The sequence below is a fragment of the Aminobacter anthyllidis genome (assembly GCF_018555685.1).
GTDB classification, from domain to species: Bacteria; Pseudomonadota; Alphaproteobacteria; order Rhizobiales; family Rhizobiaceae; genus Aminobacter; species Aminobacter anthyllidis.
On sequence record NZ_JAFLWW010000001.1, the window covers coordinates 373,536 to 392,366 of the forward strand.

Below are 18,831 nucleotides of genomic sequence, written 5' to 3' on the forward strand. Positions count from 1 at the left end.
ATCTGACATGGCAACGATGACGGTAAAGAATGCCGCTGGCGGCGACGAAACCGTCGAGAAGCCGCTTGCTCCCGGTTCGGCTGCGGCTGCCGCGTCAAGACCTGTCGCGCTCTCGACCGAGGATGTAGCCCGCGTCGGTATTATCACTGAGACGGCGCCAGCCTCCGATACCGCATCCAGTGGCCTCAATGGACGCCTGCAGCGCATTGCGCAGCGCGTGACCTCATTGATTGCGCTTGTTCCGGCCTCGCTTGGTTCGAAGGCTGCGGCCTCGTCCTTTGCAGTGACGGATTCGACGGAAGACATCGCCCGGATGGGCATCATCACGGAAACCGCCCCTGCATCGGATACGGCCTCGAGCGGCTTGAATGGCAGGCTTCAGCGTATTGCCCAGAACCTCACTACGCTGATCGGGTATTCAGACGCCGTCGAGACCAAGCTGGATTCGATCATCACCAATTCAGGCGGTGCGACACCTGCCGGCACCAACAACATCGGTGACGTCGATATTGTCGGCGGTCTTGTTGCCCATGACGGGGCTGACAGTGGAAACCCGATCAAGATCGGTGGCCGCGCCCGTTCCTCTGAAATCGCCGCCGTGGCGAGCGATGATCGAGCCGATTTTGTCACCGATTTGACCGGCAAACAGATTGTTCTGCCCTACGCAAACCCGGAGAACTTCGTTTCTGGCGCCATCACCTCGGCCATGACAGGCACGACCAGCACATCGCTTGTTGCTGCACCAGGTGCTGGGTTGCGGAATTACATCACGGCGATCGTCGTTTCCAACGCCCATGCGACGGTCGGCACCGATGTTGCCATCCAGGATGGTTCGGGCGGAACGACGCTGATGACCATCCCGGCGGCGGCCGTCTATGGTGGTGCGGTCATCACTCTCCCTGTGCCGCTTCGCCAGCCCACCGCGAACACCGCGCTTTACTGCGCCAACGTCACTACAGGATCTAGCACGAAAGTCTCTGCGGTCGGCTACAAGGGCGCCTGACCGTGGGCCATATGGCACTACTCGGGGCAGGCAAGCCTCCCGTTGCGGCCGGCGGCGCGTCACCGACATTTAACAAGACCGCGGGCCCGGCGTGGCAGAACATCGCCAACGGCAGTTCGGTTGCGACGTTTAGTGCGACAGCGATCGGCACTGCAGATGCGGGGCGTTATGTCGTCGTCGGGGTTGGACTTCACGCTGCGGCGACCAAGGTTGTCACGGGAATTACAGTTGGCGGTGTTGCTCTGACAAAGGCAATTGAAAGCACTGATGCGAGTTACAAGTCGTCGCTCTGGTATGGCAATGTTCCGACTGGAACGACAGCCGATATCGTGGTGACCGTCACCGCAGCATTCGCGATCAGCTACATCGGCATTGTCGTCGCTGAGATGACGCTGCCGACGCCTACACCTACAGCTACCGCGATGCGCGCGGACAGCTACACTGGTTCCGCCGGCTCCGTTTCACTTACCGTCCCCTCAAGCGGTATTGGCGTCATTGTCGCGATGGTGACGAAAGGTGTCGGAACTGCTGATGTCGGCACCTGGACGAATGCCACAGAGGACTACGAAACGATATCAACTGTGTATGCGCTAGGTTTTGCGCACACCACGACGACGGGCGCACTAACGATCAGTGTCGCTGGTGACGGTGACAACAACATCAACATGGCCTCCGCCGCATGGGGGCCATGATATGGGCCTCGGGTTTTGGCAACGAGGCTCACCCTTCCTCGCGCAGATAGAAACGCGCGTCGGGCCCTGGCTGACACCAGCCGAAATGACAGCGCTCGGTGGTTCGTTTGCGACATGGGAGAGCGGCTTTGCCACCCCCGCCGGGGTGCATTGGGCCGATGACGGTGTTGAAGTCTTCGGCATGACAGGTGGCAGTCCCGGTAGTGGTAGCGGCGCACACGGCGGCATGTACTACGGCAGGGGGAAGATCTGGTATGTGCAGTGGGCGCGAACTGGCAATTCGACCTACCTGACGCGCGCCAGGGCGCAGATGTCGGAGTTCATCAACAACTACATCAAGAACGGCGAGTACGGGAACAACTACTCGCAAGCCGCCAATTGGGCGATGGCTGAAGACGTTATGCTCTACTACCACGATATGACAGAGCAGGGCGACACGGCCGAGGCTGCTGATGCACTCGACGCTCTGGGCAGGATGGCATCGCTATGGAGCGATGGTTACGCGCTCGACCTGATGCACACGCTCAACTGCCGCGAGGCGGCCTACCCGATCCGTGCGATCTACTGGGCTAACCTGCTCAGTGCACCTTCGGTCTTCTGGACCTCTGTCCCCGATAGTTTCACTCAGGGCCACGTCTCCTACCACCAGCATTCCAACTGGACCGACCGTCTCGCTGCATTCCTCAACAAGGCGATGGACAAGTGGAACGCGACCGGCGCCGGATCGGGGCGCTGGAACGACGAGAACAACGCCTGCAAGCCGTTCATGAACTCGCTGCTGCGGGATAGCTATATCCTGATGTACGAGCGCAACTCGGGGCTGGACGCGACCTACCGCACCAACCTGCGCAACGCCATCAAGGCCAGCATGGACTACGAATGGGCCAACATGTGGGACGTCCCCGCGCAAGCGTTCGACTATTCGACGGGTGAGGTTGAGGAAACGACACCTTACGCCGACCTGAACCTGATGATCTCCCCGGCCTATGCCTGGCTGGCGAACTACTACCGGAGCATAGGCGACACCGCGAATGCAGGAACCTATGCGACGCGCCATGACACGATCTTTGCCGGCGGGGTCGCTGGTACAGACCTGAACGGGTCCAAGCAGTTCAATCAGAACTACACCACGGCGTTCCGTGGGCCCGCTTGGGCTCACGGTATCACCCGAGCCTAGGGCTCAATCTCCAACTTCCGAGGCGAAAACGGATGGCAGACAGCATCGACGAGATGTTGGCGGAGGAATTCGACCGTATCACGGTGCTCGACGCCGCGCTCGATCTCCAATTCCAGCTCAAACCCACAGGGGCACTGAAGGCGGTTCTTGAACAGGCCCGTGACGATGCCCGTCTGGCGGTGAACGGGCTGGTCAAGTGCAAGCCCGAAGATGCCGACCGGATCAGAGATCTCCAATGGGAGGTCAAGCGCTTCGACAAGCTCTGCCAGTACATCTTCAACATCCTTGAATCCGGCAAGGCGATGTCGGCAGACCTCACCGAAGAACAGATAGCCGAAACCGAAAAGCTTCTCATGGGCGACGAAGCTCAACCCAAGGACGCATAGACATGGCCGAGCGCGAACAGCTTACCCCAGAACTGATTTCCGAAGAAAACCGCAACGCCCTCGACGTTGGCAACGATGCCGTCGAGCCTCGTCAGGAGCAGGCACCTCTGGCCGAGCGTGGCGATGCTCCGGTCGAGGAAAAGCCAAAAGCTCCGGTTCGCGGCTCCAAATTCGACGAAAAGCGGCTGGCGATCTACGAAAAGGCCCGGCTTGCCCGTGAGCCCGAGGAAGGCGACACCACCGCTGATGAGGTTTCGGCCTCTCGCGACCGCATGTTCGGCAAGAACGTGGAAACCCATTCCGATCGTGTTGCCAGCCGCAACGATGAGCGGGGCGAGATTCAGCCTCCGGCCCAGCAGCAGCAAGAGCAGCCGCCTGCTGCCAAGCGCAAGCTGAAGGTCAATGGCAAGGAAGTCGAACTCGACCAGGAACAGGTCGACGCCTATGCCCAGAAGGCGCTTGCCGCCGATACCATTCTCGACCAGGCGAAACGAGACCGCGCCGAAGCGCGAACCCTTTTGGAAGAACTGCGAGCAGCCAAGGCCACCCATGCCACTGACGCAGAACTTCCCGTTGCCAGCCGTACGGCCCCGGCCACCATACCGGACGATGCGGATCTGGCAGACATCGTCGACAAGATTCAGGTCGGCGATCCCAAGGAGGCCGCAGCGGCTCTCCATAAGTATGGCGCAGAGATCGAAAAGCGCATTCTCGACCGGCTAGGCAATATCGACGAGACCATCGCCACCCAGATGGAAATCGTGACCGAGACCGCCCAACGCCGCCGGGAAACGACCGATACACTGCGCAGTTTTGGTGACAGCAATCCCGAATTCAGAAACAGCCCAGCCCTTCAGGCCGCACTCGCACAGGAAGCCGCACAAACCATGCGGAACCGGATGTTCGAGATCGGCGTCGAGCCGGAAACGCTCGACAGGATGAAGGCCGAGCGCCGCATGAACGATATCGAGGTCACGGCCTTCGCATATCGGACATTGCAGCAGCAGGGCTACCAGCTTCCAGCACATCCGGACATCCTCAAGGAGTCCGCGGCATCGCTGCGCAAGCAATTCGGGATGGTGACACCGCAAACCCAGCAACAGCCGCAGATCCCGGTCGATACGCGAGAGCGTGAAGAGCGGAAACGCGCGCTGGCAACGCAACCTCGTCGGGCCACTGTGCCCTCCGCGATCGATGCTCAGGAACGCTCCCGAGAGGACGTCCGAAAGCAGGCCATTCAGCAGATGCGAAAGGCCCGCCGCGGTCGGTGATCCCGACTATCCCGTAAAGGAACAAATCCATGACCGGACAGGTATGGTCCGCCGACGCAAGCGGCGGTTATCTCTACTCCGACAATCTGTCGGAATACCTTCGCTTCGAACTCCAGCCCCGGACCAAGTTCCGCAACCTGGCAGACGCCAAAGACGATGCTCTCGGCCTTCACAGGGGCGATACCTATCGTTGGAACGTCTACTCGGCAGTCGGCCAGCGCGGTGGTCCGATCGGTGAACAGCAGCGGATGCCCGAAACCCAGTTCACCATCTCCCAGCGCTCGCTGACGATCGCCGAATTTGGAAATAGTGTGCCCTTCACCGAAAAAGTCGAGCGCCTTGGCGAACACGACGTCAAGGATGTCATCGACCAGACCCTGAAGGACGACGCCCGCAAGACGCTGGACCGCATGGTTGCGTACCAGTTCTTCCAGACGCCGCTCCGTGTTGCCCCGACCTCGGGCAACAGCGCGACCAACGTGACGCTGACCACCAACAGCGCCACTGCAACGACCAACAACATCGCGATGAACAACGATCACGTCAAAGCGATCGTCGACATCATGAAGGAACGCAATATCCCGGCGTTCGAAGGTGACGACTATGTCGCCATCTCGCACCCGACGACGCTGCGCGCCTTCAAGAACGCGCTGGAAGACATCCACGTCTACACCGATTCCGGTGTTGCGATGATCTATGCCGGCGAGGTTGGCCGCTACGAGTCGACGCGCTTCATCGAACAGAACGAGCTTCCGAAGGGCCACGCAAATGATGCGGCGTTCTCCGGCACCTCGTCTTCGGCGAACTACGTCTACAACGCGACCGACGATGCCTGGAACAACGCGCTCTCGTCGTGGTGCCTGTTCTTCGGCGCCGACACCGTGATCGAAGCGCCGGCAGTTCCCGAAGAAATCCGGGCCAAGCTGCCGCAGGACTTCGGCCGCGATAATGCGGTGGCCTACTACTACATGGGCCAGGCCGGTCTCTGCCACACCGACGCGACCAACGCCCGTGTGGTGATGTGGGACAGCGCTGCCTGATCTCCTGAACTCATAGCGGGCCGGCATCCCGGCCTGCCTTCCCCAATCCAGCAAAACAGGAGACAGAGATGTCTTATGCTGATCCCGACCGCAGGCAGTATACGTTTGCCGAAGCGTCCTGCGATTTTTCCGGCAACAACGCCCTCGGCATGATCCGTGGCCCAAAGGGCAAGACTGGCAGGCTGAAGTGGGCCAGCCTGGCTGTCACGACCACCATCGCGGGCACCACCGGCGATGCCAAGATCAACATTGGCAATGCCGGTGACGCCGATGCCTATATGGCATGGTCGATCGGCGAGCCCGCCGTCGACACCTTCCGCTCGACCGACGACTCGTCGCAGACCACCAGCCCGCTGACAGGGCTGGAAATCGCCGCGAACACTGAAGTCCTCATCGCCATTGTCGAGGACACAACGGGCGACGGCGCCGGCGACGGCGTGCTCACCGTCTGCATCGACTGGGCTCAGTAAGCCAGCGCCGGTCGCCTCCGGGCGGCTGGCCAACCTCCATGAAGGAACCCTCCCATGGATAAGCGCAGATACGTTTCGAAGTCTCCGAGAAACCCGCGTACGCCAGTGAGCATCGCGGCCGACGAGACCGGAAACGCCGCCTCTGACGGCTACACCGCCAGATATCGTAAATCGCTCGACCATTCGCCTTCGTCCGGCCGCTACAGCGAGGATTTCGCTTGTGGCGGGTTGATGGACGAGAACGAAGCACGGTGGGGCAGGCTCTACGGAGACGATTGAAATGAACAAGTCCCAGACCTACCAGAAGGACGGTGCCCGCGGCACCAAGATCATCAAGCAGACCGGCCAGGATACGTCCTCGTTCGGCGACACCTCGGCCAAGAGCATCAAGAACGAAGGCTTCGGGGGCGGCGCCCGCGATATCTCGTCCTCGATCAAAGACGGCAAAGTCAGAAGCTACTGAGGGCCGGATCATGACAAACCCGCGTTTTGATGCCAATCGCCCGTTCGGGAGCATCCACCCTCCTTATAACGGCGCGATGTATGAGCAGGATTCCTGCTTCTTCTCCGGATCATATGAATTTCTGTTCCGGGAAGGCCAGCAGGAGCCCGCGCGGGTGCAGGAAAAGGCGGGCGCTCCGGCGCCCGTTCCTCCCGCACCTCAGCAAGCACCAAAGGTCGAGGCGCCGGTTGTGGTGGCCCCGGTGGCAAAGACTGAACCAGTCAAGGACGGCGTCGATCTTGCTGCGTGGGCGCGCGGCGAGGCGAAATACGCATTCTTCAGCATCAAGAAAGAAGTCGCTGCGGCCTATCCGAGCATCGAGACCACCAATGCGGCATCGATTGTCGCTGGTCTCGTGGCTGCTGGCGTCGTTGCCGAAGCCGACGTGAAGCGCTGAGGCCGTCATGAACTACACGGATCTCGTCGCGGATGTCTCGACTGTAGGCTCGATCAAATACCATCAGAATTGGTCGAGGCTCGATTCCGCAGGCATCCTCGGCGAGGCCGAGAAGTGGATTTATTCCAAGCTCAGGGTGCGGCAGATGACGGCGACGGACGACGTTGCCATCTCATCTGCCGCTACCACCGCAGCTTTCCCGACCGGATACCTGGATCCGATCCACCTCAGCATTCCAGGTTTCATCTCGAGCATCAAAATGCTCGATCCTGAACGGTTCCGGTCGCAACTGGGTTGGGACGAAAGTGCTGTCCTGCCCGAGGCTATGCCCACCCGATGGGCCGATATCGGCGGCCTGATGCAGTTCAATTCGAAGGCCGACCAAGCCTACACCGCGAAATTCGTCTTCTACAAGATGCCGCTCGCACTCTCCGCCGACAACCTCACCAACTTCCTGACCGATCGGTATCCAACCTTGCTCCGCCGCGTCTGCCTGATGTTTGCGTCTGAGGAGCGGAAAGAATTCGACAGCATGGACCGCCACGAGATCAAGGCCATGTCGCTGATCGAGGACATCAAGAAGGAATCGGACATGGGGATGCGTGGGCTCGAGGCCGATTTCGGATGGGAAGGGAACGACTAAATGGCTTCGCTTTCCGCAATCCTGCAGCTTGTCGATCTCGCCACTGGCGAATCCAGTTACGGCAGCTATGCCAACTGGGGAGAGGTTGCCGACTTCAACTTCAGCGCACTCGAAGACGCGGTCGGCGAGGTCACGTCGAAAACACTTTCGAGCTCGAATGTCACGCTGACCGCCGATGAAGAGCGCTCGCTCCTGATCAAGCTCTCGGGCACACTATCGGCGAATGTCGAGGTCAGGACCAACGACCGCAAGGGCTTCTGGTTCGTCACCAACGACACGACAGGCGATTTCACGGTCACCTTCAAGACGACGAGCGGCACTGGAATCGTGGTTCCACAGGCTGGTCGCGCCATTCTGGTCAGCGACGGCACCAACGTTCTCCGCATGATGAACGTCGGGGCAGGTGGGTCGGCCTCACGGCCCGTCTATGCCTCGAAATCGGGTAGCTACACCGCGTTGCAGTCCGATGACGGCGCCATCCACGAATATTCCGCCACGGCAACGGTTTCATTCAAGCCGGCAGCATTGCTTGGGGCAGGCTGGACCTATGTCGTCCGCGCCAATGGCGGCATCGTCACGCTCGATCCGAATGCCAGCGAACTGGTCAATGGTGCCACGACGCTGGCCATTGCCGACGGCACATCGGCGATCATCGTCTGCACCGGTACGGCTTTCCGGGTGATCGTGATCCTATCGAGTGTTGGAAACGTCAATCTTCCCGCCTCAGATGACGGAGCGGCGCTCGGGTCTACGTCTCTAAAATGGAGCGATCTATTCCTCGCCTCCGGTGGCGTCATCAACTGGGCATCGGGCGATGTCACGGTTACTCATTCTTCGAATGCGCTCGCCTTCGCTGGCGCGTCGAGTGGCTACTCGTTCGATGCGGCATTATCGATCACAGGCGCTGCATCGGCGACCACGACCGTCACGGCCGGCACAGACATGATTGCTACCTCTGGCATTTACACGCGCGCGACTTCGGGAACCATCAGCATTCGTCCAGGTGGCGCAGCCGACACAACCAATGCATTCACTATCGACTCCAGCGGTAATGCGACCATCAACGGCACGCTGACGGTTACGGGGTAGGGCCATGACCCTGCAATCATCCGGCTCGATGACATTTGCCGACATCAACAACGAATTGCGCAGTTCGGGGACTCTGGTTTTTCCGGATACCCGCACTCGGTGGCTGGCTGAGGTGCCAAGCGGTAATCTCATACTGCCAACGAATTTCTACAGCAAGCAGGCCGTCAAGCTTGTCCATTCGGCAGTAGACACCGTAGATCGCTCGGGTTCGTACACGTTCTCAAGCTGCGATTTTGGAATCGACTACACGGGAAGGACGCTCGTCGCAGTCACAGCCCTGTTCGCCGGCTCGGACCAAGTTCTTAGCCAGACATCTGTAACGATTGGCGGCTCAAGCGCGGCGGGAGGCAACAACGGCGATGGTGACCCAGCCGGCGGGTTGGTGCCAGCCAGCGCGGTCGGGTGCGGTGTATGGGCCGCCAAGCCCGCCGGAACATCAGGTTCCGTAGTGGTCAATTTCACATCGGGAACCGCTGGCGCTGCGGCACTTTACCTGTTCTCCCTGGCCGGCGCTGCTTCGGCAACCCCCCACGGCCAGACATCAGGGATCACCAGTGATAACCCGGACTTTCCGAGCGGAGATTCCGGTACGCTGGCGGTCGCGGCAAATGGTGTAGTCGTCGGTGGGGTGGCTCGCGCCGTCAACACAGGCGCCATTACACTGACTGGTCTGACCGAAGTGGCTCAAGTCACGGTGGACGGGTCTCACCGAATTGTGGTGGGGGTAGCAAACCGCCTCAGTGTCGATGCGGCCTACTCCGTTGGCTTCACCACGGGGAGCGGGAACACTGTCTACGCAATGCGAGCTGCGTCGTTCAACTAGTCTATGGCGTGCGTCCAGCCGTTGCAGTGGCCGATTTCGTGCCTAAGCACTGCCTCTGGAGTGATGAGCACCCCCGGCTTTCCCTTCACAGCGACGGGCTTGTTGATCACGACGACGATGCAATGTCCGGGCTTTTGAATAGAACAGCCCTTCATGCCAGGGTATGCGCCGATTGAATTGCCCGTGTCTGCAACAAACAAGGCGCTGCATTCGGCCATGATCTTGGCTTGCGGGCGATACCTCTTTTCCAGCTTGCCAGAATAGGGGTGATCGTATTTCGGTGGTGGGTTCCAAGTCGCGTCGTTCTTGCCCGCCAATGCCGGGGAGCAGAACAGCAGCAAAAGAGCCAAGGCAATCCTCACCACGGGCTTTCCGCTCCGTCGCGCTCGCTTCTTTCTGACGATGGCTGTGCAGCAACCACAGGCTTCCTCACTACCCGTTTCGGCGCAACGGCAACCTTCTTCACCACCGGAGCAGGCTTAGCCACAGCCACAGGCGCTTGATACGCGACAGGCTCGTCTTTCGGCAGCATCCCGCAGCCAGTCAGTCCAATGATCGGAATGCACGTCAAGGCCAACATGCGCATGGGGATATCCCCTCTCGGTTGCGGCTGATGCATCCAATGAATGTAGCACCGCGCCGCCCGTCTTTCAAATACACCGCCCGATCTACTCGATGACATGGCTAACGCCAGAAAGGACACCCGCGCATGGTCGCTTCGATTTCTGCTGACCCGACAAAGGCCGGTGCTGTCTAGCCATGCCGTTTGTCCCCATTGAGGTGCCGCCAGGCGTGGTGAAATCGGAAAGCGACTATGCCGCTTCCGGCCGCTGGATCGACATGGATCATGTTCGCTTTGTCCGCGGCAAACCGCAGAAGATCGGCGGTGTCCAGAAGTTCATCGAGACCGCCTTTCTCGGCACCGCACGCGCCGCAAAGGCTTGGGCTTCCTATACCGGCGTCCAGTGTCTGGTCTGGGGTACGGCCTGCCGGCTCTACATCTTCCGCGAAGGCTCGGTTTCAACGATCACGCCTTACCGCATCGGTGCAGCCGGGATCACGTTGGGCAACAACCCGTTTGCGACCACCAACGGTTCGCCGATCGTGACAGTCACGGATTCCTCGCATGGGATCGAGGCGGCTGGGACGACGGTGACATTTTCCGGTGCTTCCGCAGTAGGCGGCATCACGATCAATGGCGATTACACGGTCACGCAGGTTGTGGACGTCAACACCTTCACGATCACCCATGGCTCGAATGCCTCATCGACGGCGACAGGTGGTGGTGCCGCGGTCGTTGCTTCCTACGAGCTCAATTGCGGCGATGTCGATCCGACATATCTTCTCGGCTGGGGCGTCGGGCAATGGGGCGTTGGCTACTGGGGTACCGACGCATCTTTGGCCTCGGCCCTGATCTCGGAACCGACGAACTGGTCGATGGACGTCTATGGCGAGGATCTGATCGTCAATCTCTCGAATGACGGCATCTGGCACTACGACACATCGGGAGGTTTGGTCCGGCCAACCGTCATCACCAATGCGCCGACACAGGTCCGATATACCTTCGTGACCCCGGAACGCTACATCTTTGCCTTGGGCTGCACCACGCTTACCGGCGGCTTCGACTCCATGACGGTGCGCTGGCCAGATGTCGAGGATTTCACGGACTGGACGCCATCGGACACCAACACCTCGAACCAGCGCAAGTTGCAGGGCGGCACCCGGCTTATGGCGGGAACAGCGCTTGCCGAAGGTATCTCTGTGGTCTGGTCGGATTCGTCACTGTTCCTGTTCCAGTTCACCGGCTCCGGCTTCGTCTATGACAGCCGCCAGGTGGCTACGAACTGCGGTCTGATCGGGCCTCATGCCTGGACAAAAACCAGCGGCACCGCGTTCTGGATGAGTGCCAACAGCTTCTGGATGTATTCCGGTGCGGCCCAGCCCATCCCCAATGTCGAGGACATCAAGTCGTTTGTGTTTGGGGATATCAATTCGGAACACCTGATCAAGTCGTTCGCCTTCTACAACTCGGTCTTCAACGAGGTCTGGTTCGTCTATCCGAGCCGGGCCTCAACCGAGCCCGACCTTTATGTCATGGTCGATCTCGATGATTTCTCATGGTCGCATGGGACATGGAGCCGGACTGCCGCGGCGCTCTACACGGTCAGCGAATACCGGCCGATCCTGTTCGGCACCAACGGCTATGTCTATGTCCATGACGTCAAGGACAATCCCGACAACGATCTGGCGGCCTTGCCGTTTCATATCGAGTTGGCGCCGACCGATATCGATGGCGGCAACCGATCGGTCGATATCTTCGGGTTTGTGCCGGATTTCCAGACCCAAGGCGGCGATCTCGATCTCTACATCTACGGCAAGGATCATCCCCGCGATGATGTGATGATGTCGGAAACGCTGACCATCGCGCCGACGGATAAACTGGTCGACGCCCGGGTTGCTGGCCGGCAGTTCGGCATGAAGCTTTCGGGCGACACCGTTGGCTCAGATTTCAGGATGGGCCGATGGGGCCTTGAAATCTCCGGTGCGGGGCGCAAACGATGAGACGCGCCGCCATCGGCCAACCGCCAGCCGTGGTTCGAGATCCGCTGATGCAGTGGATCGTCAATGCCGTCCATGAGATTGCTCGAGCAAGCCACGTCGATACCGCGGAATCCATAGCTGCGAATGTCGCCGGTTCCTATCAGCCGCTGAGTGTCAACCTGACGGCTTGGTCTACGGTCAACCCATCTCAGTACTTGCCGAACACAAGCCCAGTCACGAAGGCAGCAGGCACCTACACAGCGGTCGCTGCCGATCGTAATCAGTTCTGGCGCGCGACAGGTGCGGTGACAGTCAATCTCACCGCCGCAGCAACGCTGGGAACAGGTTGGGGCCTCTGGGTGAAAGGGGATGGTGGTGCGGTCACGGTCGACCCCGATGGCTCGGAGCAGATCAATGGCAGCTCAACGGCTCTGACTATCCCCAACGGCGTCTCGGCACTGATCCTATGCAGCGGAGCGGCATTTTTTGCGATCACGTTTGGCGATGTGACGCTGACAGGGGCTCAGACGCTCTCTAACAAGACATTCGTCACGCCCGTTCTTGGTGCCGCAACGGCAACGTCGATCAATAAGGTTGCGTTCACGGCACCAGCCACCGGTGCCACGATCACCATACCTGATGGGGTCACCCTGACCGGGCCGGCTTCATCCGGCACCGCAATGACGCTTGGCAATGCCGAGACCGTTTCAGGGGTCAAGACATTCTCGGCTATTCCGATCCTGTCAGGTGGGGGGATGACATTCCCGGCCACACAGGTTCCATCTGCTGATGCGAACACAATCGATGACTACGAGGAAGGGACTTGGACCCCTGCGGTAACCCTGGCCACGCCAGGCAACCTGTCTGTGGCCTATTCAAGCCGGTCAGGGCGATACGTTAAGATTGGGCAGATGGTCTTTTTCAACTGCCTGCTTCAGACATCGACATGGACCCACACGACAGCCTCCGGCTTTTTCAACATCACCGGCTTTCCCTTCACCATGGGCTCGCAGTTTGTCGGAGCCGGGACGCTTCTCATGTCAGGTTGGACCAAGGCGAATTACACCAGCCTCGGCTTTGAAACCAGCAATTCCACTTTCATGTATGCGCTCGCCAGCGGCAGCGCCCAAGCGCTGGCTGAGCTCGTAGCGGCTGATCTGCCGACAGGTGGAGTGGTTCGCATCTATGGGGCCGGCCATTACACCGTCTAATCGGAGCCAGCATGCACAAACTCACAGTCTTGAACCAGATTACTCTCTGCGCGGACGGGTCCATCGGGCTCCAACTGCTGAAGCAGGTGATCAATGATGACGGAACGGTGTTCTTCTCGGAGCCGCACCGGTCGGTCGTGGATCCAGACATGGAGCCGGGCAACCAGATGGTCGCCGTCAACGAGCACTTAGCCGAGATGGGTTACCCGCCTCTTCCGGCGGACATGCTCGGGCATGTTGAGAAAATGAAAACGGCCCATCGCAAGTACGCCCCGATAACGGCGCGCGTGGAGACCTTCAAGGCGCAAAGAGCCGCCTTCGAAGCCACGCGCAACGCCGTCAAATCCTGATCACTGCGGCAAGCCCCGTAAAGGACACGCCCCCATGGCCAATACGACCACCTCAACCGGCTCGATCCCGGACTATATCGCTAACCCGACGAAGAACGCGCTCGGCTCGGTCGAGAGCTTTCTGAAAAGCCCGGACAATTACGTCTATGGCTCAAAACCGGGCGAAACGCTCTACACGCCGCTGTCTCAAGGCCAGAACAAGGCCATCGGCAATGTGAACTGGCTTGCCGACCAGAACCTGGCCGAACTGTTCGGGACCAACAAGGCCGGCGGCATGCTCGACGAGTTCGCGGCTTACAAGCCCGATCAGTTGAGCGCCGAAAAGCTCACCGACGAGGGCGGCTATCTCGGATCGATCGATGGCTACATGAACCCCTATCTGAGGCAGATCCTCGATCCCCAGATCAGGGAGATCGGTGACGGTCTTCAGCGTGGTCGCCGCGATCTTGGCGCCAATGCCTCGATGTCCGGGGCCTTTGGTGATGCCCGTCATGGCATCGTTGAAACCGGGCTCTATGACGATGCTGCTGAGAACGCCGCCGATATCACCGGGCGGACCTATTCCGATGCATGGAACAACGCCATGCAGATGCGGTCCGGCGATATGGCGACGAAACTTGGCGTCGATACCTCAAACCGTGATGCCGAGACCCTGGCCAATGAGAACAAGGCAACGGCAGCATCGGGCATCGCAGGGCTCGGCCAGCAGTATTTCAAGAACTTCACCGACGTGAACGATGCCCTGTTCAATGCCGGGCAGGTCGAGCGCGAAGCCTCTCAGGAGCAGAACGACGCGCTCCGCTCGTTCCAGGAAGCGATCAAGAACAAGAAATACGATGATGCGCTGAAGCTGCTTGGCGCAGTGCAGGGCTCGCCATATCCGACATCATCGACATCGAAGACCAAATCGGATGATGGTCTCTTCGGCCTGCTCGGCTCCGCTGTGGGCTCGCTGTTCTGATGGAAATCGAACGCCTCGCCGCGACCGAGGAAAACGGCCTGCTCGTCGGCACGTTTCTCGCCCAGACCTTTGCGCAGGAACACCGATTCGGAACGCAGGCCGCGACCGGGATCAACACCGATCGTGCATGGCAGCATATCTGGGAGATGTTCACCGATGGTGCTGTGTGGATTGCGCGCGACGACGACGGAACCGCCGGCTCGATCAGCGTTTGCCGCAAGGAGTTATGGTGGACCGATAGGCCGTATCTTGGCGATGGATGGCTATATGTCAGGCCGGAAAAGCGTGGTTTCAGCACGGCAATGCGGCTTCTGGATCAGGCCGATGCCTATGCATCCGAACTCGGTCTTCCGCTCGTGATCAATGTCCTGAATTCCGGCAAGCCCGAGCTCGTCGGCAAGTTCCTCAACCGCTTCGGGTTCACGACGCTCGGCGGAACATACATCAAGGAGCGGTAGCAAATGTGCGGTGGTGATGACAAGAAGAAGACAACAGCACCTGCGGCAACTTCGACGCCAGTGATGCCTCAGGCCGTGCAGGATGCAATCCGGGCACTCGAGATGGGTCCGACCGGCTACAATGAGGCCATGCGCATCAATCTCGGTCTGGACAAGCAACAGGGTGGCGCGCGGCCCCAGAGCGGTATGACAGGCGGCGTTCCATCGTTCACGGGATACACGCCTGTAGCGACCACGCCTGACCCGTTGAAGCCGATGCTTGGCACGGCACCATTCCCGACGCCTGCCGCGACACCCGCACCGGCCCCCGTCGCAACGCCAACGCCCATCGTTAACCCGCAAAAGCGGGTCACCAATGGGTCGCCGTTCGCCAACCGCCCCCGCAGCAACGACTGAGGTCAAAAATGGCCGACTTCCTTCAAAGCCTCGTATCCCTGCTGACCGGTGGCGCAAACCAGTCTCGGGCTACGCCTATGCCGGCTCCTGCAATGCCTCAGGGCCGTCCTATGGTCGCGTTGCCCCAAACCGCGCCGATCCCGACGGAACGACCGGCGACGCTGCCGGGCGGCACCTTCATGCCCGGACGGGAGCCAACCGAGCCTGTGATGCCCGTTGCGGCCCCTTCTCCTGAAATGACGAATCCCCAGAACCCGCTGATGCAATTGCTCGGCGGCGGCGGTGCTGGTGGCGACTTCCGCCAGATGATCCGCGCGGCCGGCGCAGGCATGGCCAATCTCGGCAATAGCGGAGGCGATCCATTCGTGTCGTTCGGCAGGGGTTTTGGCGGCGCATCAGAATATTACACTGCGAAAGAACAGAACGAGGTCAAGCTGGCCGCTGACCGCCGCCGCGAGGAAATCGCGGAGCGCGCGCAATCGCTTCAGGAACGCAAGGCTGCGGCCGATGCCAAGGCAGGCACGTCGGAAACCGGCCTTGCACCCCAGATGATGCGCAATCCTGACACCGGAGAAACGATTTATGTCCAGCCCACGAGGGATGGCCGACTGATCAAATCGAATGTCCCGGACGGCTTCATTCCATACGACCCGTATGCAAAAGCCCTGGCCACCGGGAGCGGTACTGCAGCCGGCAAGGCGCGCGGCGAGGCACAGGCGACCTACAGGAGCATGTCCAGCAAGATGCCTGGGCTTGAGACGGTCATCACCAAGCTTGACGGTCTGGCCAAAAAAGCGACCTACACGCTTGCGGGGCAGGGGCTGGACGCTGGCATGAAACAGGCCGGCATGGAGCCGCGCGAGGCCGCTGTGGCCCGATCCGAGTACATCGCCACGGTCGACAATCAGATACTGCCACTGCTCCGCGACACATTCGGTGCCGCCTTCACAGTGAAGGAAGGTGACACCCTGCGCGCAACGTTGGGCGATCCTGACAAGACGCCAGCCGAAAAGCAGGTCGTTCTGAGGGCGTTCATCGAGCAGAAGCGCCGCGACATCGAAGGTCTCGCCGCTGAGGCTGGCATCAGCGAAATCTCGCCTTCTGCTGGCGGGGTGTCTGGGACTGGTGAAGGCCTCTCTGACCCGTTGGGGATTCGTTGATGCCGACGATTGCCGAAGTACGCGAGAAATTCCCGCAGTATCAGGACATGAGCGACGAGCAGCTTGCCGGAGCTCTGCATAAGAAGTTCTATGCCGATCTGCCCATTGAGGAATTCAATACGAAGATCGGCCTTGGAGCGCCCGACGCTGGCCACAACGTTCCAGAATACGTGCCGCCCGGTGTTGAGGGCTACAACAAGGAAACTGGGCTGGTCGAACATACCAGCATGAACGACAAGGTCGGCGCATTCGTCACCGGGGCGAACGATCTTCCTGTAATCGGCCCCGTCATGAAAGCAGCGACGAGTGCGGCGGCCTCAGCCGCCGTTACCCCATTCTCCGACAAGACCTTTGCCGAGAACTACAAGCAGATGCGGGCACGGCAGGAGCAAGTGATCAGGGATAACCCTGGCACGGCGCTTGCCGGCAATATCGTCGGCTCGACAGCCGTGCTTGCACCCATCGGTGCCACCGCAACCGGTGCCAAAGCTTTGGGCCTGTCCGGGTCGCTCCCATCGAGGATCGGCTATTCGGCGGCGTCTGGCGGTGCGATCAGTGGTACCGATGCCGCAGTGCGTGGTGGCGATGTGGAAGATGTCGTTGGTTCAACGCTGATCGGTGCATCTGTCGGTGGTGCGATCCCAGCGGTCGGGGCTGCGGTCAAGGGTGGCTACAGCGCGGTGAAAGACAAGGTTGGCAGTGTCGTTCGCGGCGCGCTAAATCCTGAAGCCGAAGCAGGGCGCCGGGTGGCCTCGGCAATCAAGATCGACAAGGCAAGTCCTGCCGGTGTTCTGGACGCCACCGATCTGGCCACCGCAGCGAAGAACAATCAGCCCCTCATGAATGCTGATCTGGGTGGCGAGCAGACCCGAGCCCTTGCTCGAGCTGCAGCCAATCAGTCTCCAGAAGCGCGTGGCGCCATGGAACGCGTTGTCAGCGATCGATTTGCAGGGCAGGGCAATCGCGTCACCCGGCTCGTGAGCCGCCTCACCGGTGGCAAGACAGACGATCTGCTGATGATCGATGGTTTGAAAGATGCCGCATCAGCCGCGAACAAGCCGGCATATAGCCGTGCCTTTGCCCAGCCGGCAGCGCAGGACATGTGGCATTCCGGGCTGTCTCAACTCATGCAGGCTCCCGCAATGCAGGAAGCGGCCATTGGAGCCACGAAGAGGGGCGCAAATCGCGCTGCAGTTGATGGCTTCCAAGCCGTGAAAAACCCGTTCACACAGGTCAACGGCAAGTTCGTGCTTCGTGTCAACCAGGATGGGTCGATCGCGAAACCGACGCTCCAGTTCTGGGATCAGGTCAAACGCAACCTCGACAGCAATATCGGCCTCGCCAAGCGCGGCGGCGACAACGTTCTTGCGGGCGATCTGATGGCGTTGAAAAACAAGCTTGTATCCAACCTCGATCAGGCCGTTCCGTCCTACAAGGCAGCTCGACAGGGGGCGGCCTCGTTTTTCGGTGCCGAGGATGCTGTCGAGGCCGGCAAGATGTTCGCCAAATCGAGCAAGTCGCTGCCTGAGTTCAATCGTGGCATCCGCGCCATGAAGCCGGCGGAACGCGAGGCATTCGAGACCGGATTTGCCTCGGAGCTGATCGACATGGCGAAAGCGGCCGGAGACAGGACCAATGTCGTCAACCGCCTCTTCAAGTCGCAGGAATCGCGGGAAAAGATGGTTATGGCCTTCGGCAAGGATCGGGCACAGGAAATCGAGGCCTTTGTTCGTGTCGAGACCGCCATGGATGCGTTGCGCGGTGCTTTCGGCAATTCGACCACGGCACGCCAGTTGATCGAATCCGGTGTGATCGGTGGTGGTACCTGGTGGTACACCGGCGATTTCAACAAGGGCATCGCCGCCGCCGCCCTTTCCAGCGGGGCAAGGATGGCAGGCAAGAAGATCGACGGCAACGTCATGACCCAGACTGCCAAGATGTTGCTCTCGGACGATCCGGCAATGATTGCCCGTGCCGTGCAGAAGGCAGCGATTTCGCCTCAGCGCATGGCCGCAGTTGACGCCCTGATGAAGGCCGCAGCCTTGGCGGCGCGGTCCAGCAACGTTGTCGCGACACCTCAGATGGTCGTGAACTAGAAGAAACTGACGATCCAGGCGCCCAAGTCGTGGGCGTAGTTGGCCTTGAGGTAGAGCATCAGAGCGAGCCCGCCAAGGGCGACCACGATATCGATGCCGACTTCGATGATGTCAGGTGATGGCTTCTCATCCATTGCCTGAATCTAAGCGGTCCCGGCCATTCTC

23 protein-coding genes are annotated in these 18,831 nt (G+C 60.2%); 21 read left to right on the forward strand and 2 right to left on the reverse strand.

The window, feature by feature from the left end; genetic code table 11:
* Positions 1 to 7: 7 nt before the first annotated feature.
* From J1C56_RS02030 to J1C56_RS02090, 13 genes are all read left to right on the forward strand, one after another.
* On the forward strand, positions 8 to 1,003 hold the full coding sequence (locus tag J1C56_RS02030) for a hypothetical protein (protein WP_214385510.1): 996 nt from the start codon (positions 8 to 10) through the stop codon (positions 1,001 to 1,003).
* An 11-nt stretch (positions 1,004 to 1,014) separates the two neighbouring features.
* Positions 1,015 to 1,695, forward strand: coding sequence for a hypothetical protein (locus tag J1C56_RS02035; protein ID WP_214385512.1), 681 nt, complete (start codon positions 1,015 to 1,017; stop codon positions 1,693 to 1,695).
* 181 nt (positions 1,696 to 1,876) lie between these two features.
* Complete coding sequence (locus J1C56_RS02040) at positions 1,877 to 2,872, forward strand: hypothetical protein (protein ID WP_214385514.1); 996 nt, start codon at positions 1,877 to 1,879, stop codon at positions 2,870 to 2,872.
* Positions 2,873 to 2,904: 32 nt separating this feature from the next.
* Positions 2,905 to 3,258 (forward strand): hypothetical protein, encoded by a 354-nt coding sequence (locus tag J1C56_RS02045; RefSeq protein ID WP_214385516.1) that lies wholly within the window; start codon positions 2,905 to 2,907, stop codon positions 3,256 to 3,258.
* A 2-nt stretch (positions 3,259 to 3,260) separates the two neighbouring features.
* The gene (locus J1C56_RS02050; RefSeq protein WP_214385518.1) at positions 3,261 to 4,529 is read left to right on the forward strand and encodes a hypothetical protein; all 1,269 of its coding nucleotides are present in this window, start codon (positions 3,261 to 3,263) and stop codon (positions 4,527 to 4,529) included.
* A 29-nt stretch (positions 4,530 to 4,558) separates the two neighbouring features.
* On the forward strand, positions 4,559 to 5,569 hold the full coding sequence (locus J1C56_RS02055; protein ID WP_214385520.1) for a major capsid protein: 1,011 nt from the start codon (positions 4,559 to 4,561) through the stop codon (positions 5,567 to 5,569).
* Between the two features lie 68 nt (positions 5,570 to 5,637).
* Positions 5,638 to 6,039 carry a hypothetical protein gene (locus tag J1C56_RS02060; protein WP_214385522.1) on the forward strand — a complete coding sequence of 134 codons (402 nt, stop codon included), beginning with the start codon at positions 5,638 to 5,640 and terminating at the stop codon, positions 6,037 to 6,039.
* A 54-nt stretch (positions 6,040 to 6,093) separates the two neighbouring features.
* Positions 6,094 to 6,318 carry a hypothetical protein gene (locus J1C56_RS02065; protein WP_214385524.1) on the forward strand — a complete coding sequence of 75 codons (225 nt, stop codon included), beginning with the start codon at positions 6,094 to 6,096 and terminating at the stop codon, positions 6,316 to 6,318.
* A gap of 1 nt (position 6,319) precedes the next feature.
* Positions 6,320 to 6,502: a hypothetical protein gene (locus J1C56_RS02070; protein WP_214385526.1), complete on the forward strand. Its 183-nt coding sequence runs from the start codon at positions 6,320 to 6,322 to the stop codon at positions 6,500 to 6,502.
* 10 nt (positions 6,503 to 6,512) lie between these two features.
* Positions 6,513 to 6,938, forward strand: coding sequence for a hypothetical protein (locus tag J1C56_RS02075; RefSeq protein ID WP_214385528.1), 426 nt, complete (start codon positions 6,513 to 6,515; stop codon positions 6,936 to 6,938).
* Positions 6,939 to 6,945: 7 nt separating this feature from the next.
* Positions 6,946 to 7,581 carry a phage adaptor protein gene (locus J1C56_RS02080; RefSeq protein WP_420797353.1) on the forward strand — a complete coding sequence of 212 codons (636 nt, stop codon included), beginning with the start codon at positions 6,946 to 6,948 and terminating at the stop codon, positions 7,579 to 7,581.
* Entirely contained in the window at positions 7,582 to 8,670 is a 1,089-nt protein-coding gene (locus J1C56_RS02085) for a hypothetical protein (RefSeq protein ID WP_214385532.1), read from the forward strand. It begins immediately after the preceding gene.
* A 4-nt stretch (positions 8,671 to 8,674) separates the two neighbouring features.
* Positions 8,675 to 9,493: a hypothetical protein gene (locus J1C56_RS02090; protein ID WP_214385534.1), complete on the forward strand. Its 819-nt coding sequence runs from the start codon at positions 8,675 to 8,677 to the stop codon at positions 9,491 to 9,493.
* On the opposite strand, the gene J1C56_RS02095 is transcribed toward J1C56_RS02090, so the two are convergent.
* Complete coding sequence (locus J1C56_RS02095) at positions 9,490 to 9,855, reverse strand: hypothetical protein (protein WP_214385536.1); 366 nt, start codon at positions 9,853 to 9,855, stop codon at positions 9,490 to 9,492. The two genes, J1C56_RS02090 and J1C56_RS02095, sit on opposite strands and share 4 nt — an antisense overlap.
* Before the next feature lie 397 nt (positions 9,856 to 10,252).
* On the opposite strand from J1C56_RS02095, the gene J1C56_RS02100 reads away from it, so the two are divergent.
* The 8 genes from J1C56_RS02100 (at position 10,253) to J1C56_RS02135 (ending at position 18,666) form a co-directional block, all read left to right on the forward strand.
* On the forward strand, positions 10,253 to 12,055 hold the full coding sequence (locus J1C56_RS02100) for a hypothetical protein (protein ID WP_214385538.1): 1,803 nt from the start codon (positions 10,253 to 10,255) through the stop codon (positions 12,053 to 12,055).
* Positions 12,052 to 13,245, forward strand: a complete 1,194-nt coding sequence (locus J1C56_RS02105; RefSeq protein ID WP_214385540.1) for a hypothetical protein — start codon at positions 12,052 to 12,054, stop codon at positions 13,243 to 13,245. The genes J1C56_RS02100 and J1C56_RS02105 overlap by 4 nt, the downstream gene beginning before the upstream one ends.
* A gap of 11 nt (positions 13,246 to 13,256) precedes the next feature.
* Positions 13,257 to 13,595: a hypothetical protein gene (locus J1C56_RS02110; protein WP_214385542.1), complete on the forward strand. Its 339-nt coding sequence runs from the start codon at positions 13,257 to 13,259 to the stop codon at positions 13,593 to 13,595.
* Positions 13,596 to 13,629: 34 nt separating this feature from the next.
* Positions 13,630 to 14,556, forward strand: coding sequence for a hypothetical protein (locus J1C56_RS02115; protein WP_214385544.1), 927 nt, complete (start codon positions 13,630 to 13,632; stop codon positions 14,554 to 14,556).
* Positions 14,556 to 15,014, forward strand: a complete 459-nt coding sequence (locus J1C56_RS02120; RefSeq protein WP_214385546.1) for a GNAT family N-acetyltransferase — start codon at positions 14,556 to 14,558, stop codon at positions 15,012 to 15,014. Before J1C56_RS02115 ends, J1C56_RS02120 begins: the two co-directional genes overlap by 1 nt.
* Positions 15,015 to 15,017: 3 nt before the next feature.
* Positions 15,018 to 15,410, forward strand: coding sequence for a hypothetical protein (locus J1C56_RS02125; protein WP_214385548.1), 393 nt, complete (start codon positions 15,018 to 15,020; stop codon positions 15,408 to 15,410).
* A gap of 110 nt (positions 15,411 to 15,520) precedes the next feature.
* Entirely contained in the window at positions 15,521 to 16,570 is a 1,050-nt protein-coding gene (locus J1C56_RS02130; protein WP_214385551.1) for a hypothetical protein, read from the forward strand.
* A complete protein-coding gene (locus J1C56_RS02135) occupies positions 16,570 to 18,666 on the forward strand; it encodes a hypothetical protein (RefSeq protein WP_214385553.1) in 2,097 nt (698 codons plus the stop codon). Before J1C56_RS02130 ends, J1C56_RS02135 begins: the two co-directional genes overlap by 1 nt.
* Here the strand turns inward: J1C56_RS02135 and J1C56_RS02140 are convergent.
* A complete protein-coding gene (locus J1C56_RS02140) occupies positions 18,663 to 18,800 on the reverse strand; it encodes a hypothetical protein (RefSeq protein ID WP_214385555.1) in 138 nt (45 codons plus the stop codon). The genes J1C56_RS02135 and J1C56_RS02140 overlap by 4 nt on opposite strands.
* Positions 18,801 to 18,831 lie beyond the last annotated feature (31 nt).

Coding starts and splice junctions, on each gene's coding strand:
- J1C56_RS02040 (WP_214385514.1), top strand. CDS start 1,877: ATGACAGGTGGCAGTCCCGGTAGTGGTAGCGGCGCACACGGCGGCATG.
- J1C56_RS02070 (WP_214385526.1), top strand. CDS start 6,320: ATGAACAAGTCCCAGACCTACCAGAAGGACGGTGCCCGCGGCACCAAG.
- J1C56_RS02120 (WP_214385546.1), top strand. CDS start 14,556: ATGGAAATCGAACGCCTCGCCGCGACCGAGGAAAACGGCCTGCTCGTC.
- J1C56_RS02030 (WP_214385510.1), top strand. CDS start 8: ATGGCAACGATGACGGTAAAGAATGCCGCTGGCGGCGACGAAACCGTC.
- J1C56_RS02100 (WP_214385538.1), top strand. CDS start 10,253: ATGCCGTTTGTCCCCATTGAGGTGCCGCCAGGCGTGGTGAAATCGGAA.
- J1C56_RS02065 (WP_214385524.1), top strand. CDS start 6,094: ATGGATAAGCGCAGATACGTTTCGAAGTCTCCGAGAAACCCGCGTACG.
- J1C56_RS02055 (WP_214385520.1), top strand. CDS start 4,559: ATGACCGGACAGGTATGGTCCGCCGACGCAAGCGGCGGTTATCTCTAC.
- J1C56_RS02105 (WP_214385540.1), top strand. CDS start 12,052: ATGAGACGCGCCGCCATCGGCCAACCGCCAGCCGTGGTTCGAGATCCG.
- J1C56_RS02050 (WP_214385518.1), top strand. CDS start 3,261: ATGGCCGAGCGCGAACAGCTTACCCCAGAACTGATTTCCGAAGAAAAC.
- J1C56_RS02135 (WP_214385553.1), top strand. CDS start 16,570: ATGCCGACGATTGCCGAAGTACGCGAGAAATTCCCGCAGTATCAGGAC.
- J1C56_RS02045 (WP_214385516.1), top strand. CDS start 2,905: ATGGCAGACAGCATCGACGAGATGTTGGCGGAGGAATTCGACCGTATC.
- J1C56_RS02060 (WP_214385522.1), top strand. CDS start 5,638: ATGTCTTATGCTGATCCCGACCGCAGGCAGTATACGTTTGCCGAAGCG.
- J1C56_RS02090 (WP_214385534.1), top strand. CDS start 8,675: ATGACCCTGCAATCATCCGGCTCGATGACATTTGCCGACATCAACAAC.
- J1C56_RS02130 (WP_214385551.1), top strand. CDS start 15,521: ATGGTCGCGTTGCCCCAAACCGCGCCGATCCCGACGGAACGACCGGCG.
- J1C56_RS02080 (WP_420797353.1), top strand. CDS start 6,946: ATGAACTACACGGATCTCGTCGCGGATGTCTCGACTGTAGGCTCGATC.
- J1C56_RS02110 (WP_214385542.1), top strand. CDS start 13,257: ATGCACAAACTCACAGTCTTGAACCAGATTACTCTCTGCGCGGACGGG.
- J1C56_RS02075 (WP_214385528.1), top strand. CDS start 6,513: ATGACAAACCCGCGTTTTGATGCCAATCGCCCGTTCGGGAGCATCCAC.
- J1C56_RS02085 (WP_214385532.1), top strand. CDS start 7,582: ATGGCTTCGCTTTCCGCAATCCTGCAGCTTGTCGATCTCGCCACTGGC.
- J1C56_RS02125 (WP_214385548.1), top strand. CDS start 15,018: ATGTGCGGTGGTGATGACAAGAAGAAGACAACAGCACCTGCGGCAACT.
- J1C56_RS02140 (WP_214385555.1), bottom strand. CDS start 18,800: ATGGATGAGAAGCCATCACCTGACATCATCGAAGTCGGCATCGATATC.
- J1C56_RS02115 (WP_214385544.1), top strand. CDS start 13,630: ATGGCCAATACGACCACCTCAACCGGCTCGATCCCGGACTATATCGCT.
- J1C56_RS02035 (WP_214385512.1), top strand. CDS start 1,015: ATGGCACTACTCGGGGCAGGCAAGCCTCCCGTTGCGGCCGGCGGCGCG.